The 14734-nt window shown below is 66.2% G+C and carries 18 protein-coding genes; 14 read left to right on the plus strand and 4 right to left on the minus strand.

Features of this window, described 5'->3' with window-relative positions:
* Positions 1–18 precede the first annotated feature (18 nt).
* Entirely contained in the window at positions 19–843 is an 825-nt protein-coding gene (map, locus tag O3305_RS10935) for a type I methionyl aminopeptidase (protein WP_269572599.1), read from the plus strand.
* A gap of 44 nt (positions 844–887) precedes the next feature.
* Here map and O3305_RS10940 read toward each other — a convergent pair whose 3' ends face one another.
* Complete coding sequence (locus O3305_RS10940; RefSeq protein ID WP_269572600.1) at positions 888–1823, minus strand: 6TM ABC transporter family protein; 936 nt, start codon at positions 1821–1823, stop codon at positions 888–890.
* Positions 1824–2043: 220 nt separating this feature from the next.
* Here O3305_RS10940 and O3305_RS10945 point away from each other — a divergent pair, with 220 nt between their 5' ends.
* Positions 2044–2646 (plus strand): hypothetical protein, encoded by a 603-nt coding sequence (locus O3305_RS10945; RefSeq protein ID WP_269572601.1) that lies wholly within the window; start codon positions 2044–2046, stop codon positions 2644–2646.
* A gap of 55 nt (positions 2647–2701) precedes the next feature.
* On the opposite strand, the gene O3305_RS10950 is transcribed toward O3305_RS10945, so the two are convergent.
* Positions 2702–2929 carry a hypothetical protein gene (locus O3305_RS10950; RefSeq protein ID WP_269572602.1) on the minus strand — a complete coding sequence of 76 codons (228 nt, stop codon included), beginning with the start codon at positions 2927–2929 and terminating at the stop codon, positions 2702–2704.
* Between the two features lie 264 nt (positions 2930–3193).
* Between O3305_RS10950 and O3305_RS10955 the strand changes: the two genes are divergently transcribed.
* The 5 genes from O3305_RS10955 to O3305_RS10975 all read left to right on the plus strand — a co-directional run bounded on the left by O3305_RS10955 (position 3194) and on the right by O3305_RS10975 (position 6981).
* The gene (locus O3305_RS10955; RefSeq protein ID WP_086131131.1) at positions 3194–3532 is read left to right on the plus strand and encodes a P-II family nitrogen regulator; all 339 of its coding nucleotides are present in this window, start codon (positions 3194–3196) and stop codon (positions 3530–3532) included.
* A 93-nt stretch (positions 3533–3625) separates the two neighbouring features.
* The gene (glnA, locus tag O3305_RS10960; RefSeq protein WP_269572603.1) at positions 3626–5038 is read left to right on the plus strand and encodes a type I glutamate--ammonia ligase; all 1413 of its coding nucleotides are present in this window, start codon (positions 3626–3628) and stop codon (positions 5036–5038) included.
* A 168-nt stretch (positions 5039–5206) separates the two neighbouring features.
* Entirely contained in the window at positions 5207–5692 is a 486-nt protein-coding gene (locus O3305_RS10965) for a hypothetical protein (protein WP_269572604.1), read from the plus strand.
* Positions 5693–5702: 10 nt separating this feature from the next.
* Positions 5703–6071, plus strand: coding sequence for a hypothetical protein (locus tag O3305_RS10970; RefSeq protein ID WP_269572605.1), 369 nt, complete (start codon positions 5703–5705; stop codon positions 6069–6071).
* A 148-nt stretch (positions 6072–6219) separates the two neighbouring features.
* Complete coding sequence (locus O3305_RS10975) at positions 6220–6981, plus strand: SPFH domain-containing protein (RefSeq protein WP_184168901.1); 762 nt, start codon at positions 6220–6222, stop codon at positions 6979–6981.
* 63 nt (positions 6982–7044) lie between these two features.
* Here O3305_RS10975 and O3305_RS10980 read toward each other — a convergent pair whose 3' ends face one another.
* Positions 7045–9519 (minus strand): TonB-dependent receptor domain-containing protein, encoded by a 2475-nt coding sequence (locus O3305_RS10980; RefSeq protein ID WP_269572606.1) that lies wholly within the window; start codon positions 9517–9519, stop codon positions 7045–7047.
* A gap of 184 nt (positions 9520–9703) precedes the next feature.
* On the opposite strand from O3305_RS10980, the gene O3305_RS10985 reads away from it, so the two are divergent.
* Positions 9704–11740: a M13 family metallopeptidase gene (locus tag O3305_RS10985; protein ID WP_269572607.1), complete on the plus strand. Its 2037-nt coding sequence runs from the start codon at positions 9704–9706 to the stop codon at positions 11738–11740.
* Positions 11741–11877: 137 nt separating this feature from the next.
* Here O3305_RS10985 and O3305_RS10990 read toward each other — a convergent pair whose 3' ends face one another.
* The gene (locus tag O3305_RS10990) at positions 11878–12108 is read right to left on the minus strand and encodes a hypothetical protein (protein ID WP_269572608.1); all 231 of its coding nucleotides are present in this window, start codon (positions 12106–12108) and stop codon (positions 11878–11880) included.
* A gap of 78 nt (positions 12109–12186) precedes the next feature.
* Between O3305_RS10990 and O3305_RS10995 the strand changes: the two genes are divergently transcribed.
* The 6 genes from O3305_RS10995 to O3305_RS11020 are packed head-to-tail and all read left to right on the plus strand — an operon-like array spanning position 12187 to position 14734.
* A complete protein-coding gene (locus O3305_RS10995; protein WP_184168905.1) occupies positions 12187–12468 on the plus strand; it encodes a RebB family R body protein in 282 nt (93 codons plus the stop codon).
* 20 nt (positions 12469–12488) lie between these two features.
* Positions 12489–12758 (plus strand): RebB family R body protein, encoded by a 270-nt coding sequence (locus O3305_RS11000; RefSeq protein WP_184168906.1) that lies wholly within the window; start codon positions 12489–12491, stop codon positions 12756–12758.
* A gap of 28 nt (positions 12759–12786) precedes the next feature.
* Positions 12787–13083 carry a RebB family R body protein gene (locus tag O3305_RS11005; protein ID WP_269572609.1) on the plus strand — a complete coding sequence of 99 codons (297 nt, stop codon included), beginning with the start codon at positions 12787–12789 and terminating at the stop codon, positions 13081–13083.
* A 3-nt stretch (positions 13084–13086) separates the two neighbouring features.
* Complete coding sequence (locus O3305_RS11010) at positions 13087–13458, plus strand: hypothetical protein (RefSeq protein ID WP_269572610.1); 372 nt, start codon at positions 13087–13089, stop codon at positions 13456–13458.
* 12 nt (positions 13459–13470) lie between these two features.
* The gene (locus O3305_RS11015; protein WP_269572611.1) at positions 13471–14493 is read left to right on the plus strand and encodes a hypothetical protein; all 1023 of its coding nucleotides are present in this window, start codon (positions 13471–13473) and stop codon (positions 14491–14493) included.
* Positions 14494–14521: 28 nt separating this feature from the next.
* A complete protein-coding gene (locus tag O3305_RS11020) occupies positions 14522–14734 on the plus strand; it encodes a hypothetical protein (RefSeq protein ID WP_269572612.1) in 213 nt (70 codons plus the stop codon).

Genomic DNA, 14734 nt, shown 5'->3' on the forward strand with positions numbered 1-14734 from the left:
TCGGCCTATATGGCCCCGATGACCGAATATGTGACCGTTACTGCCGACATGCCGCAGGCCCGCGATGGCGCGATCAAGCTCCATGGCCCGGCGGGCTTCGAGGGCATGCGCCGCGCCGGCCGCCTCGGCGCCGAGATCCTCGATGCGCTCGTCCCGCATGTCGTGCCCGGCGTCACCACCGCCGAGCTGGACGACATCGTCCGCCAGATGACGATCGCCGCCGGCGGCGTCCCCGCCACGCTCGGCTATCGCGGCTACACGCACAGCTGCTGCATCTCGAGCAACCATGTCGTCTGCCACGGCATCCCCAGCGAGAAGGCGCTCAAGGACGGCGACATCGTCAATATCGACGTGACGCCGATGCTGGACGGCTGGCACGGCGACACCAGCCGCATGTTCCTGGTCGGCGATGTCGGGATCAAGGCGCGCCGCCTGGTCGACGTGACCTATGAGTGCCTGATGCTCGGCCTCGAGCAGGCCAAGCCCGGCAATCATCTCGGCGACATCAGCCACGCGATCCAGCGCCATGCCGAGAAGCATCGCTACGGCGTCGTCCGCGATTTCTGCGGCCATGGCCTTGGCCAGGTCTTCCACGACGCGCCCGAGGTCGTCCATGTCGGCCGCCCCGGCACCGGCCCTGAGCTGCGCCCCGGCATGTTCTTCACGGTCGAGCCGATGATCAATATCGGCCGCGCCGACGTGAAGCTGCTCGACGACGGCTGGACGGCGGTCACCCGCGACCGTTCGCTCTCGGCCCAGTTCGAGCATTCGATCGGCATCACCGAAACCGGCTGCGAGATCTTCACGAAGAGCCCCAAGGGCCTCGACCACCCGCCCTATTGAAGCGCGGGGAATGAGGGGCGGTCCGCACCGCCCCTCCCCTCATCTCACGACTTGTAGGGCCGGCCCGACTGGATCAGCCTCTGGCGGTTGGTGTTGCCCGGCACCGCAATGTGCGTCGCCGGGTCATATTCCCGGCCCGCGGCGGGGCTGCCCTGCGGCACCCAGATCTCGACGATCGTGTTGGTGTAGCTCTGCGGCAGGTAGCGGATGAAATAGCCGTCCGGGTGCTTGCTCCAGCGCCCGCTCGGCACGTCCTCGCTGCCCTCGCCCACGCCGGCCGCGCCGGCGAGCACCGCCACCCGCTCAAGATCGGCATAGCTGCCGCCCGAAGCCAGCATCCGCCGCAGGTCCGCCTCGGCGCGCAGCGCCTGGCGCACGCCGCTCGGCAGATTGTCGGCGATCGGCCCCTGGTTGAGCAGGTCGAGCGCGCTGCGGTTGAGCGAGGCGAGCTGGCGCGGAGTGAGCAGCTGTGCCGCCACCGCCTTGTGCTCGGTCGACAGATCCTCGAACTTCGCCCGCGCGATGATCGCCCAGAGCAAAGTCTGGATGATGTGCTGGTCGATCTCGGGATGGCTCACCGAATTGCGCACGATCGCCAGCACCACATCCTCGGCCGGTCCCTTGGGCGGCGCGTAGAGATAGCCGTCGCCACCGCCCGGGCCGTGGGTGCCCGCCTTCAGGCAATAGCTCTGGTCGTGGAAGCTGTAATAGCCCGGCTGCAGCACGAACCCGCCGGCCGCCGTGCGCTGCAACTGCGAAAGCGGCTTCTTGGGTTCACGCGGCACGAAGCCGTCCTGGCTCGGATCGCCCCATTTCGCGTCCGGCAGGCTCGTCGTGATCGGCTCCTTCTGCAGGCTCGGCATGCTCACGCCGGCCTTCTTCACCAGCTTGCCGATGCTGCCGAACTGCGCCTGTGCCGGCGCCACGGAAAAGAGAAGTCCGGCCGCAACGGCCGCACCGAACATCATGCGGAGGTTCATGATCGGTTTTTCCTGCCCTGTTTCAAGGAAAGCGACCGCCCCTTTGGGGTCGCAGGACCGAATACCGGTTCGAACCGAAGCGGACCAGTCCTCACGCCCGCTTTTCTTTCGCAACTGCGGGGTAACCATCTAACCGCATGGAACGCGGACCAAATATTGTTTGACCTTTGCAACGACCCGCGCAACCAATTGGGGGCAATTCTTTGCACTGGGGGGAATCATGAATATCGTTATTGGGATGATGCTGCTCGTGTCCGGCACGCAGGATGCGCCGCAGAGCGCACCGCAGACCACGCCTGCGGTGGTTACCGCCACGCCGGGGGGCTCCGCACCGATCGTCGCACGCCCGATCGAAACCGCCATCGCCGGCTCCACGGCCACGCTGGCCCCGAACACCGAAGTCACCGTCAGCATGAACGCCGAGCTGAACTCGAAGAAGTTCAAGAAGGAAGGCCACAAGTTCGACCTGAGCGTCGCGAACAATGTGATGATCGGCGACTTTGTGGTGATCCCGAAGGGCACGCCGGCCTTTGGCATCGTCACCTATCGCACCGGCAAGGGTGCGTTCGGCAAGTCGGCCAAGATGGAGTTCGACATCACTCATATCGAGCTCAACGGCAATCGCATCCCGCTCAAGGGCCATTTCCGCCAGGAGGGCCAGGGCAATACCGGCGCCGCGGTCGGTGCGGCGGTGGCGGTCGGCGTGTTCGGCGCCTTCGTCACCGGCAAGAGCGCGATCGTCGAACAGGGCCGCGAGTACAAGGTGTTCACCACCGAGCCGCTCAACGTCCAGATCCCGGGCGGCGGCCCCGCCACCCGCTGATCCTGCCTTTTCAGGTTACGAGACGCCCCTGGAAGCCCGCGCTTCCGGGGGCGTTTCAATGCGGCAGCCTGCCCCAGCCTTCGAGCTGCTCCTCGGCGCCGGCCGCGTCCAGGTCACCCGCCTCGCTGTGAATCCAGCAGCATTTGCGCGCTTCGGGGTCGAGCGCGAGCAGGCCCTGCGCCATGATGACCAGCGGCCCTCGGGCGACGATCACGTCGCCACCCGGCACATCGCTTCCCCGCCGATGCAACTCGGCGGGCAGGTTCATCGGCATTGTCTGCATTTGGGTCACACCCCGGTACGCTCAAGCAGCGTACAACCCGCGACCAGCCTTGCCGGTTCCCAAAAAGACCTGCCGGTCGCCCCGTTTCAGCCTCGCACCGAGCTGCTGCCCCCAAATCCGGCACCACGGGCCCCGCTGCTCAATTGATAGGCACTTGTTAAAGCTTTGCCCGGCGTGCATCCGAGGGAGCAAGCCGAGTCCCGCACTGGCACGAACCTTGCCAGACGCGCGGACAGGCAAGCCTCATGTGCCTCGGGGGAAACCGTGAAAAAGATCGAAGCGATCATCAAGCCGTTCAAGCTCGACGAAGTGAAGGAAGCGCTGCATGAAGTGGGCGTTTCCGGCATCACCGTCACCGAAGCCAAGGGCTTCGGCCGTCAGAAGGGCCATACCGAGCTCTATCGCGGCGCAGAATATGTCGTGGACTTCCTTCCCAAGGTGAAGCTCGAGGTCGTCGTGGAGGACTCGCTTGCCGATCGCGTGGTCGAGGCGGTTGCCGCCGCGGCGCAGACCGGCCGGATCGGCGACGGCAAGATCTTCGTGATCCCGGTGGAGACCGCGCTGCGCATCCGCACCGGCGAGCGCAACGAAAACGCGATTTGACGCGGCGCAACATAGCGTCGATGTAGCACCCCTCTGGGGCAAGATTCTTTCCCGATTCGTCGGGTCAACGAAAGAGAGCGAAAGGGTTCAACAATGGCGAATTCGGCCAGCGACGTTCTGAAGATGGTGAAGGACAACGAGATCGAGTGGATCGATCTTCGTTTCACCGATCCCAAGGGCAAGTGGCAGCACCTCACCATGGTCGCCAAGGTGATCGGCGAGGACGAGCTGACCGACGGCCTGATGTTCGACGGTTCGTCGATCGAGGGCTGGAAGGCGATCAACGAGTCGGACATGATCCTGAAGCCGGATCTGGACGCCGTCTGGATCGATCCGTTCTCGGCCACCCCGATGCTGATCCTGGTCTGCGACATCGTCGAGCCCTCGACCGGCGAGCTCTATGCCCGCGACCCGCGCTCGACCGCGAAGCGCTCCGAGGCCTATCTCAAGTCGCTCGGCATCGGCGACACCGTCTATGTCGGTCCGGAAGCCGAGTTCTTCATGTTCGACGACGTGCGCTTCGAGAACAGCTACTCGACCTCGTACTACGCGATCGACGACATCGAGCTGCCGGGCAATTCGGGCAAGGAATATGAGGCCGGCAACCTCGGCCACCGTCCGCGCGCCAAGGGCGGCTACTTCCCGGTCGCGCCGGTCGACTCGGCCGTCGACATCCGCGGCGAGATGGTCGCCACCATGCTCGAAATGGGCCTGCCCTGCGACAAGCACCACCACGAAGTCGCCGCGGCGCAGCATGAGCTCGGCCTGACCTATGGCACGCTCGTCCAGACTGCCGACCGCATGCAGATCTACAAGTATGTCGTGCACCAGGTCGCCAACGCCTATGGCAAGACCGCGACCTTCATGCCGAAGCCGATCAAGGAAGATAACGGCTCGGGCATGCACACCCATATCTCGATCTGGGAAAAGGGTGCCAACACCTTCGCGGGCAACGGCTATGCCGGCCTGTCGGACGCGTGCCTCTACTTCATCGGCGGCGTCATCAAGCACGCCAAGGCGCTCAACGCCTTCACCAATCCGTCGACCAACAGCTACAAGCGCCTGGTCCCGGGCTATGAAGCTCCCGTGCTGCTCGCCTATTCGTCGCGCAACCGCTCGGCTTCGTGCCGCATCCCGTACGGTGCGGGCACCAAGGCGAAGCGCGTCGAGTTCCGCTTCCCGGATGCGCTGGCCAATCCGTATCTCTGCTACGCGGCGCTGCTGATGGCCGGCCTCGACGGCATCCAGAACAAGATCCACCCGGGCGACCCGATGGACAAGAACCTGTACGACCTGCCGCCGGCAGAGCTCGAGCAGGTCCCGACCGTCTGCGGTTCGCTCCGCGAAGCACTGGACAGCCTGGAAGCCGATCAGGACTTCCTGCTCAAGGGCGACGTGTTCACCAAGGACCAGATCGCGGCGTATATCGACATCAAGCGCGGCGAAGTCGCTCGCTGGGAGATGACCCCGTCGCCGGTCGAGTACGACATGTACTATTCGGCCTGATCCCTACGGACAGACCAGAAGCGAAGCGCCCGGGCCGGAAGGTCCGGGCGTTTTCGTATCCGCTCGCCGCCGATTGCACGGAATTGGCCAAATAACCGCTTCCCCCGGCAGCACGCCTGTGATGAATCGAGGCATCCTTGGGGGGTGGGCATGATGGTTCCGGCAATCTTGAAGCGCACTGTCCTGCTATGGGCCTTCGTGCTCGCGGCCTGCACGGTCCAGCTGGCACCCGCCTATGATCCGGCGCTGGTCCAGGGACTCGACCAGACCAACACCCAGGCGCTCACGCTCTTCGCCGAGCTGGAAACCGGCTCGCCGGCCTCGGAATTCCCCACTTATGCGCCGCGCTATGCCGCGCTGATCGGCCAGTTCGAATCCCTCCGCCAGCAGGCGATGACCCGTCAGATCCCGCCTCTCGCCAGGCGGCTTTCCGGGCTCAAACTCGTCGAGAAGCTCTGCAAGAGCGAAACCGATCCCACCGCCTGCGTGAACACTTCGCCGGCCAGCCTGGCGCAGATCCTGAGCACCTTCCGCCGGATGCGGGACACCCATAAGAGCGCCGGTCTCCAGCCCGATATCGTCGTCCTGTTCCGCGGCAACTATGATCCGGCGATCGCCCAGGCGCTCACCGTCGAGAACGCCTTGAAGCGCTAAGGGGGAAGCCATGAATAGTCAGGACATTCTGGGCAACATGGTCGCCGCGCTGAAGGGCGAACTGGGCCAGGGCTACTCGGTGATCAGCAATTTCGTGCAGAGTCAGGGCAATCTGCTTGCCAGGCAGGCCGAGAACATCGCCACCTCGCGCGCCACCGGATCGCTCAAGGACGATGACGAGCTCTTCGCGTTCTTCCTCCAGGGCCTTCAGCAGAATGCCGAGAACGCCGCGAAGTCGGTCGTCATGCTGTCGGCGCTGACGATCGAGCAGGCGTGGAACGCGATCGCCGGTGCGCTCTGGGGCGGTGTCCGCGCGATCCTGACCGGTGCCGGATTCCCCGCCAATCGCCTGCCGGAAACGCCGCCGATCAATCTCTGATCCACCGGCAGGCCGCAACGGCAACATGCATTTCCTGCAACCGCAAATCCGCGTGACGCTGCTTGGTTCGTCTTCGCAACGAGCGTAAATGGTGCCTGCGGCAATCGCCGCACCTCGCCGCGTGCAAGCGGCATCGAAGGCATTCGAAATGCTCCCGACATCGCTGGTAATTCTCGCCCCGATCGGGGTGATCGTGCTTGCGTTTGCGTTGAATTCTTTCGGCATCAACCAGGAATATGAGCGCGGCGTCGTCTTCCGCCTCGGCCGGCTCCACGAGACCAAGGGGCCGGGCTGGTTCTGGCGCATCCCGCTGGCCGACCGCATCGTGAAGGTCGACCTGCGCACCCTCACCTGGGCGCTCGACACGCAGGAGACCGTCACCCGCGACGGCGTCGCGGTGCGCGTCAACGCGGTGCTATGGTTCCGCGCCGCGCAGGCCGAACGCGTCGTCACCACCGTCGCCGACTGGCGCAGCGCCGTGATCCAGGCCGCCGAGACAGCGATGCGCGACGCGATCGGCCAGAGCGACCTCGACCGGATGCTCAAGGACCGCACCGCGATCAACCAGCGCCTGCTCGAGCTGCTCGCCCAGACCTGCGAGCGCTGGGGCGTCGCGATCGACGCGGTCGAGATCAAGGACCTCGACATCCCCTCCCAGATGCAGCGCGCGATCGCCAAGGAAGCCGAGGCGATCCGCGAGAAGCGCGCCCGCATCATCAAGGCCGAGGGGGAACAGGAAGCCGCCCGCACCCTCGCCGATGCCGCGAACGTCATCGCCGCCAGCCCGGGCGCGCTCGAGCTGCGCCGGCTGCAGACGCTCACCGAGATCGGCGTCGAGCATAATTCGACGATCGTCGCAATGTTCCCCACCGAACTGCTCGAGGCGGCGCGCAAGCTCGGCGCCGCCTGATCCGCCCGGCATGAAAAAAGGGGCGCCCGGTCTCCCGAGCGCCCCTCCCCCATGCGCCGCGCCTCAGAAGTCGTAGCGCAGCGAACCCGAGATCGTCCGCCCGTTGATCGCGCGGCCCGAGCCGATGCCGTTGGCCGGCACGGTGCTCTGCGAGATCTCGAAGAAGCCGATCTTGTCGAACAGGTTGTTCGCGTTGAGCATCAGCTGGACCCGCGGCAGCGGGCGCACCTGCAGGAACGCGTTGACCACGGTGAAGCCCGGCATCCGCAGCAGGTTGCTGTCCTGCGCATAGCTGCTGGTCAGGCCCACCACGTTCGCACCGACGGTGAAGTGCTTCGTCTCGAACTGCGGCGTCGCCTCGAAGGTCCAGGCCGGCTGGTGACGCGGTTCCTTGCCGGTCAGCGTCGAGTCGAGCTTGTCCTCGGTGATCTTCGCCTTGGTATAGGTCGCGCCCGCGGTGATGCTGAACGCACCCCGGCGGAAGCCGCCTTCCATCTCCAGGCCATAGGCCCGGTAGCTGCGGATGGTCTGGTTGGCCGAGCCGTTGAGCACATTGTGATCATCGGCATGCGCGAGGAATGCGGTGGCGTTGAAATTGGCGCCGCCCTTGCGGAACTTGAAGCCGCCTTCCAGCTGGCGAACCGCGTCATATTTGTCGCTGTCATTCGCTACACTGCCATCGGTCGTGCTCACCACCGGGGTGAACAGGATCTTGTCGGCATTGGCGCGGCCGCCCTTGCTGTAGCGGGCGAACAGCGAGAAGGGCTCGGCGACGCGGTAGTTGATGCCGGCCGAATAGCTCAGATAACCATAGTCATAGTTCACCGGCGCGGGCTGGCTCAGCGGCAGCCAGGCGACGCTGCGCTCGGGCACGCTCAGCGTACCGTCGCCATTGACGTCGTACGAGATCAGCCCGGTGCCCCGACCGCCCAGATCAGCGCCGTAGAGCGACCCGCGCACCTTTCCGATATCGTAGCGCAGGCTGCCGCCGATCGCGACCTTGCCGACATGATAGTTGACCGAGCCATAGGGCGCGGTGACATCATACTTCACGTCGAAGATGCGGCGGAACTTGCTGCTGCGGCCCCGGCCATAGGCGTAGAAGCCGTCCTGGGTCTGGGCCACGCCGGCGGCGTTGAAGATGTTGACCATCGCGGTCTCGCCATTGCCGGCGACATCGACGTCGATCGCCGAGTGGAGCCACTCGGAATTGAGCGTCTGGATCGCCTTGTAGACGCCGGCGGTCATCGTCAGCTTGCCCTTGCCGACGCCCCAGACGCGGGTGGCACGCAGGTCGTTGGTGAAGTTGTCGAGCGAGCGGGCGCGGGTCTCGGCCATGTAATAGAGCGCGAGCAGGCCGTTGCCATTGGCGTTGGCCGGGACCAGCTGACCGGCCTTGGGGCCGGTGGCATAGCGCGCGGTCGCGCCGGCGCCGCCCTGCGATACGGCGAAGTTCGCCACCGTGTCCGCGCTATTGGCGAAGACGCGCAGGAAGTCGCCCGAGTTCTTCGAGAAGCGCGCCTTCTCGCTGATCGTCCAGCCGCCGAAGTCGAACTGGGCCTCGAGCCCGATCGACTTGGACTTGGGATGCATGCCGTCCTTCACCGGGAAGCGGTGCAGCTGGTTCTTGCCGTCCAGCGTCGTCACCGGGCTGATGTTCGGCGAGAGCACCGAGTCGCTGCGAATGTCGAAATTCGCCAGGTTGGCGATCACCGGATCGGCATCGGTGCCGGTCAGCTTGAAATAATAGGGTGCGAAGGTCGGCGAGCGATCGTCGAGATATTTCGCGTTCAGCCGGATATAGCCGTTGCTGAACTGGCGGGTGACGTTGAGCTTGATCTGGCCGCCGCGATAGCCGGTGAAGCCGATCTCACGCGGGCCCTCGCCCCAGCGATAGAAGCCGCCGACATGGAAGCGGAGATTCTCGCTGAGCTTCGCGCCATAGTCCGCATCGATGCGGTTCTCGCCATAGTCGAGCCCGCGGGTGACCTGCACCGCGCCGCCCGGCTGATCGCCGGTCTTCGAGATCAGGTTGATCAGGCCGCCCGGCGAGTCCGAGGCGAAGGTCGAGGCCGAGCCGCCGCGGATCGATTCCACCGCCGCCAGGTTGAAGTCCGCGCGCAGGAACACGTCGCCGCCGAAGTTGAAGAAGTCGCCGAACTCGAGCGCCGGCAGGCCGTCTTCCTGCAGCTGCATGTACTTGGAGCCGCCAGCCGCAAGCGGCAGGCCGCGCACGGTGTAGTTGGCATTGCCCTCGCCGATCGCGGATTCGACGCGCAGGCCGGGCATGGTGCGCAGGATATCGCCAAGCGGACGCGGCCCGAGCTTCTCGATCTCGCTCGCCTTGAGCGCGCTGGTCGAGGTCGCGCTGTCGAGCCGGTCACGCCCCTTGGCGACACCGGTCGAGAACACATCCTGCGTCGCAGGCTTGGCCGGCTTGGCCGCGTCGGTTTCCTTCGGCGCGGTCTCGGTCTGCGCCAGCGCAGGCGTAGCAGCACAGCTCGCCGCGAAGGCAAGCAACAGGTAACGTAATTTCACTTCGGCCCCTTCCCCATTAAATGCGCAATTCTTGTAATTTTGACTTTATAGAACCGATCCGGGACGAAGCTTCGTTCGGGGACATTTTTCGGAAACATTTGCCGTACTGCGCGGTACGCCGGGAGCGATTGATCGGGCCGGTTCCAGTGTGATAGCCCGCTGCATCACCCGGAGGTTTCCCCGCATGCGTCTATCCCGTCTCGCCGCCGCCGCGCTGCTGCTCGGCACGTCCGCGCTCGCCATGCCCGCCCTTGCCCAGACCAGCCCCGCCAAGCCGAAATATGGCAGCTGGGGCGTCGACTATGCGACGATGGACAAGAGCGTGAAGCCGGGCGACGACTTCTTCCGCTTCGCCGAAGGCAGCTGGCTGCGGGATGCGCCGATCGCGCCGGACAAGTCGCGCGCCGGCTATAATTACGACCTGCCCGACGAAACCGAGGTCGAGGTCCGCACCCTGGTCGAGGGTGCCGGCGCGCACCCCGCCGATCCGGTGATGCGCCAGGTCAGCGACTTCTACGCCGCGTGGATGGACGAGGCCGGGATCGAGGCGCGCGGCACCGCTCCGCTCAAGTCCCATCTCGGGCGGATTACGGCGGTGAAGGACCGCAAGGCGCTCAACCTGCTGATGGCCGAGCCGGGCTATGCCGCACCGATCGGCATCGGCATCTCGGCCGACGAGAAGAACCCGACCCAGTACACCGTGATGGCCGGCCAGGCGCGGCTCGGCCTGCCGACCCGCGACTATTACCTGCTCCAGGGCGAGAAGTACGACACGATCCGCAAGGCCTATCGCGCCTATGTCGTGAAGATCCAGCAGCTCGCCGGCATCGCGGATGCCGAGGCAAAGGCGCACGCCATCCTGGCGCTCGAGACCCGGCTGGCGCAGGACCAGTGGACGCCCGAGGCGCGCCGCGACCCGCAGAAAACCTATAACCCGATGACCCGCGCCCAGTTGGCGAAGCTCGCCCCCGAGTTCGACTGGGACGCGACGCTTGCGCATATGGGTCTGGCGAAGATGCCGACCGTGGTGGTGCGCGAGACGACCGCCGTCACCGCCGCCGGCAAGCGCATGGCCGATGTGCCGCTCGCCACCTGGAAGGACTGGCTCGCCTATCGCTTCGTCAGCGATCACGCCCAGTATCTGCCAAAGGCGTTCGACGACGCCCGCTTCGATTTCTACAGCCGCACGCTCAACGACGTGAAGACCCAGTCCCCGCGCTGGAAGCGCGGCGTGCGGTTGCTTGACGGCAGCCTCGGCGAGGCGATCGGCAAGATCTACGCCGAGCGCCACTGGACCAGGGAAGCCGCCGCCCAGGCCAACGAGCTGGTCGAGGACCTGCGGGCCGCCTATGCCGACAAGATCAACGCCGCCAAATGGATGGACGAACCCACCCGCAAGGAAGCGCTCGCCAAGCTCGCCGCCTTCGATCCGCGCCTGGGCGGGCCGGTCAAATATATCGATTATTCGTCGATGCCGGTCAGCCGGACCGATCCGCTGGCCAACAACCTTGCCTCGGAGCGGTTCGACTGGAACCTCCAGCTGTCGCGCCTCGGCAAGCCGGTCGACCGCACGCTGTGGGACATGACGCCACAGACCGTGAACGCCTATTACGACCCGGTTCTCAACCAGGTGACCTTCCCGGCCGCGCAGCTCCAGCCGCCCTTCTTCGATCCGGCGGCGGACCCGGCGGTGAACTATGGCGAGACCGGCGCGACGATCGGCCATGAGATGGGCCACGGCTTCGACGACGAGGGCCGCCAATATGACGCGAGCGGCAGGCTGCGCGACTGGTGGACCAAGGAGTCGGCCGATCGCTACACCGCGCATGCCCAGGCGCTGGTCAAGCAGTTCGACAGCTACGAGCCGATCCCCGGCGTCCATATCAAGGGCCAGCTGACCCTGGGCGAGAATCTCGGCGACCTGGGCGGGCTCGAGGCGGCGTACGCCGCCTATCGCCGCTATGTCTCGCGCCACGGCGAACCGGCGGTGATCGACGGCTATACCGGCGACCAGCGCTTCTTCCTCGCCTATGCGCAGAGCTGGCAGGGCAAGGCGCGCGAGGGCGCGCTGCGGGCGCAGCTGCTCTCCAACCCGCACAGCCCGGAGGAGTACCGGGTCAACGGCATCGTGCGGAACATGGACGAATGGTATGCCGCTTTCGGCGTGAAGCCCGGCGACAAGCTGTATTTGCCGCCCGAGGAACGGGTCCACGTCTGGTAAGCCAGCGGGACAAAAGGAAAAAGGGGCGCCGGGATCCGATCCCTGCGCCCCTTTTCTTTGCTCCGACCATACATGCCGATGAAATAAAACATTCAAACCGAAATGGCGTCATTTTCATCAAATAGATGAACGGTGCGTCAATTATATAATCCAGCTTGCAAATCCACTTCCGTGGAATAGTTTCGGCACCGCAATTTGATGAATGACGCTTCGAGTCTTTCGAACGACGAGAACCCATTTGAAAGTTGCAGATATTTGGCTGCTGCCTTGCGGATCCACGGATCCGTCATCTGCCGCCAGAGGGGAGGATCGCGGTGACCGAGAAGAACCGGTTCGACAGTCAGATCGTCGATTCCATCGACATGCATGCGCGCCTTTCCCTCGCTGCCCGCCCCGCCTGATCGCCCGCTTACCCCGCCCCAGACCAGCCCAGGAAGGAAGCTCCCATGGCATTTCCCACGGCAATCAACAGCCAGATCACCGACAGCGTCACCCAGGCGAACACCAAGGTGCTGGGCGACGCCCCGGCGATCGCGATGGGCAATCTGTTCGTCGCCACCTCGCAGGCGCTGTCCAACGCCGCGCACAACGCCACCACCGCCCAGCAGCAGAGCTGGGTCACCGCCCAGGCGGCTACGACGATGAGCGTGACCACCCTCTATTCGCTCGACACCGCCGAAGGCGTCGAGCTGACGGATCTCCTCCACGCCCTTCGCCCGGCGGCCTGAACGCAGAAAGGAACAGGAAGATGGCATTCCCCACTTCGGTCAACGACCAGATCACCGACAGCGTTACCCAGGCCAATGTCAAGGTGCTCGGCGATGCGCCGGCCATCGCGCTCGGCAATCTCTACCAGGCGACGGCGCAGGCGCTGGCCAATGCCGCGCACAACGCCACCAACGCTCAGCAGCAGAACTATGTGACGGCCCAGGCCGCGACGACGATGGGCGTGGCAACGCTCTATTCGCTGGACACGACGACCAGCGGCATCGCGACGCACGACATCCTGTCGGCCTGAGCCGGGCACTGCGCCCAGGAGCACGATCATGAGCTCAACGTTGAACGCCCAGGTGGTCGATTCCGTCGCCGCCACCAGCACGCTCGTCGTCGGCCACGCGCCGGCCGGCGCGCAGGCGATGGTCGACCTCGCCGCCGCCCACGCGCTGGGCACGCTGCTCCACGGCGCGGTCCATCGCCACCAGCAATCGGCGATATCGGGTGCGGCGGCCGCCACCGCGGCCTGCACGCGCATCCTCGCCGCGCGCAGGGTCGTCGCGCCGGCACCCGTGCCCCCGTCCCCTCCTGCCCCATCCGCCGCCCCGCGCGCCAGCAAGGAGGGCTGAACGATGGCCGCTGACGAAACCGAAGCCGAACCCCAGGCATCCACGATCGATCCCGCCATCCTCGACGCGATCCACCAGACCCAGAATGCCACGCTCGGGCCGCAGGTGCTGCTGGCGAGCGGTGCCGGGCGTGCCTATCAGTCGGTCGCCGCCTCCGCCGCGATCGCGGTGCAGGACGCGACCGACATGCTGCGCAACGTCTCCACCGTCTCCACTACCGCGATCGGCGTGGCGATGGCGCAGATGCTCGAGGGCGATGCCGGCGCGCGGGAAACGCTCGCCGCGGCGCAGGCCACGCTCGACACTGCGGTGCGGAGCTATGCGACGATCTGCGAAGCCGCCGCCACCGCGCTCAAGGGTTTTCCCAGCGCCTGAGGAGAAACCGGGATGACACTGATCGTCGCATCCAAGCCGGTCTTCCAGCCGGCGGGGCTGTCGCAGCCCGCTTTGCTCGTGCTGAGCTGCATCGATGGCGGCAATGAATGGCTCGCCCATGCGATCCAGGCGCCGCGCGTCTATGCGTTCGAGGACGAGATGGCGCTCGTCGTCGCCGCCCAGCAGGGGCTGCACGGCATGCCGCTGGTGCTGCTTCCAAAGCTCGGGCTGCTGGCCGGCGCGGCGCGGCTGATCGCGCTGTCCGCCGCCGACCTGCGGCTGCTGATGGCGGTGGAGGCAGGCAGCGAGGACGCGGCCACCACCGCCGCGGCGCAGACGCTGCTGGCGGGCGAGGCGCTGTACACCGCCGCCGATCTCGCAGCGGTCGATACGCTGCTCAAGTCGCTCGGCGTGGCGGGCACCCCGCTGTTCCAGGCGCTGTCGCTGGGCGAGCGGATCGCGCTGCTCGACCTCAAGGCCCAGCTCGCCGCCGATGGCGCACCGGCCGCCGCGGCGCAGAAGGCCGCGGCCCGCTTCGCCATCGACTGGGCCTATGGCCCGGTCGAGTTCGTCGACTATCTGGGCGCGTTCCTCGCGCTCACCACCGGCACCTCCCCGCTGGGCGCCGACGATGCCCGCGCCGCGCTCGCCGCGGTGGCGCCGATGCTGTTCGATGCGCTCGACTGCCCGGCGGTCGCTGGCTTCGTCGCGCCGGAAGCCGTTGCCGGGGCGGTCGCCGGATGGATCCGCACGGGCCGCCGGATAGGCTTCCCCCGCCTGTCGCGCGGCGTCTGGCAGCTTGTCGTCCATGGCGGCTATCGCGGCGAGACCGGCACAGCGGGCCAGGCACTGGTCGATGCGCATCTCGATCAGGCCCAGGCGTTCCTGACCCGTGCCTCGCTCGATCGCGCCCGGCTTGCCCAGGATGGCGGCACGGCGCATTTCGCGGCGCGCGAGCCGGACGAGCCCGGCGAAGTCGGGCTGCAGCTCGATGCCACGGGCGCGATCACGCTCGAGCACTTCGCCCCGGCCTAGGCCGGCCTCAGGCAGCAGGAGACAGGCTATGAGCGACGACCTGATGGATGCCCATGCCGCGATCGCCAACGCGGTGGCGGAGGAAGCACTGGCAATATCGCGGACCGCCACCGTGACGCAGCCCGAGCCCGCGCCGGAAACGCTGGCCAGCGCCGCCCCGCCGGCCAGGGCAGCGCCCCGGCCCAAGGCCGCGGCAAAGCCCAGGACTGCCGCCAAGCCAAAGCCGGCCCCGAAGAAATAA

Origin of the sequence: Sphingomonas sp. NIBR02145 (assembly GCF_027359115.1) — a bacterium.
Lineage (GTDB): Bacteria > Pseudomonadota > Alphaproteobacteria > Sphingomonadales > Sphingomonadaceae > Sphingomonas > Sphingomonas kyeonggiensis_A.

What these genes read in the sequence shown, in the direction of transcription:
- O3305_RS11010 (WP_269572610.1), top strand. Translation starts at nt 13,087, where the DNA reads ATGGCCGCTGACGAAACCGAAGCCGAACCCCAGGCATCCACGATCGAT.
- O3305_RS10990 (WP_269572608.1), bottom strand. Translation starts at nt 12,108, where the DNA reads ATGCATGTCGATGGAATCGACGATCTGACTGTCGAACCGGTTCTTCTC.
- O3305_RS10995 (WP_184168905.1), top strand. Translation starts at nt 12,187, where the DNA reads ATGGCATTTCCCACGGCAATCAACAGCCAGATCACCGACAGCGTCACC.
- O3305_RS10950 (WP_269572602.1), bottom strand. Translation starts at nt 2,929, where the DNA reads ATGCAGACAATGCCGATGAACCTGCCCGCCGAGTTGCATCGGCGGGGA.
- O3305_RS10940 (WP_269572600.1), bottom strand. Translation starts at nt 1,823, where the DNA reads ATGAACCTCCGCATGATGTTCGGTGCGGCCGTTGCGGCCGGACTTCTC.
- map (WP_269572599.1), top strand. Translation starts at nt 19, where the DNA reads ATGACCGAATATGTGACCGTTACTGCCGACATGCCGCAGGCCCGCGAT.
- O3305_RS11020 (WP_269572612.1), top strand. Translation starts at nt 14,522, where the DNA reads ATGAGCGACGACCTGATGGATGCCCATGCCGCGATCGCCAACGCGGTG.
- O3305_RS10985 (WP_269572607.1), top strand. Translation starts at nt 9,704, where the DNA reads ATGCGTCTATCCCGTCTCGCCGCCGCCGCGCTGCTGCTCGGCACGTCC.
- O3305_RS11005 (WP_269572609.1), top strand. Translation starts at nt 12,787, where the DNA reads ATGAGCTCAACGTTGAACGCCCAGGTGGTCGATTCCGTCGCCGCCACC.
- O3305_RS10945 (WP_269572601.1), top strand. Translation starts at nt 2,044, where the DNA reads ATGAATATCGTTATTGGGATGATGCTGCTCGTGTCCGGCACGCAGGAT.
- O3305_RS11000 (WP_184168906.1), top strand. Translation starts at nt 12,489, where the DNA reads ATGGCATTCCCCACTTCGGTCAACGACCAGATCACCGACAGCGTTACC.
- O3305_RS10975 (WP_184168901.1), top strand. Translation starts at nt 6,220, where the DNA reads ATGCTCCCGACATCGCTGGTAATTCTCGCCCCGATCGGGGTGATCGTG.
- O3305_RS10970 (WP_269572605.1), top strand. Translation starts at nt 5,703, where the DNA reads ATGAATAGTCAGGACATTCTGGGCAACATGGTCGCCGCGCTGAAGGGC.
- glnA (WP_269572603.1), top strand. Translation starts at nt 3,626, where the DNA reads ATGGCGAATTCGGCCAGCGACGTTCTGAAGATGGTGAAGGACAACGAG.
- O3305_RS11015 (WP_269572611.1), top strand. Translation starts at nt 13,471, where the DNA reads ATGACACTGATCGTCGCATCCAAGCCGGTCTTCCAGCCGGCGGGGCTG.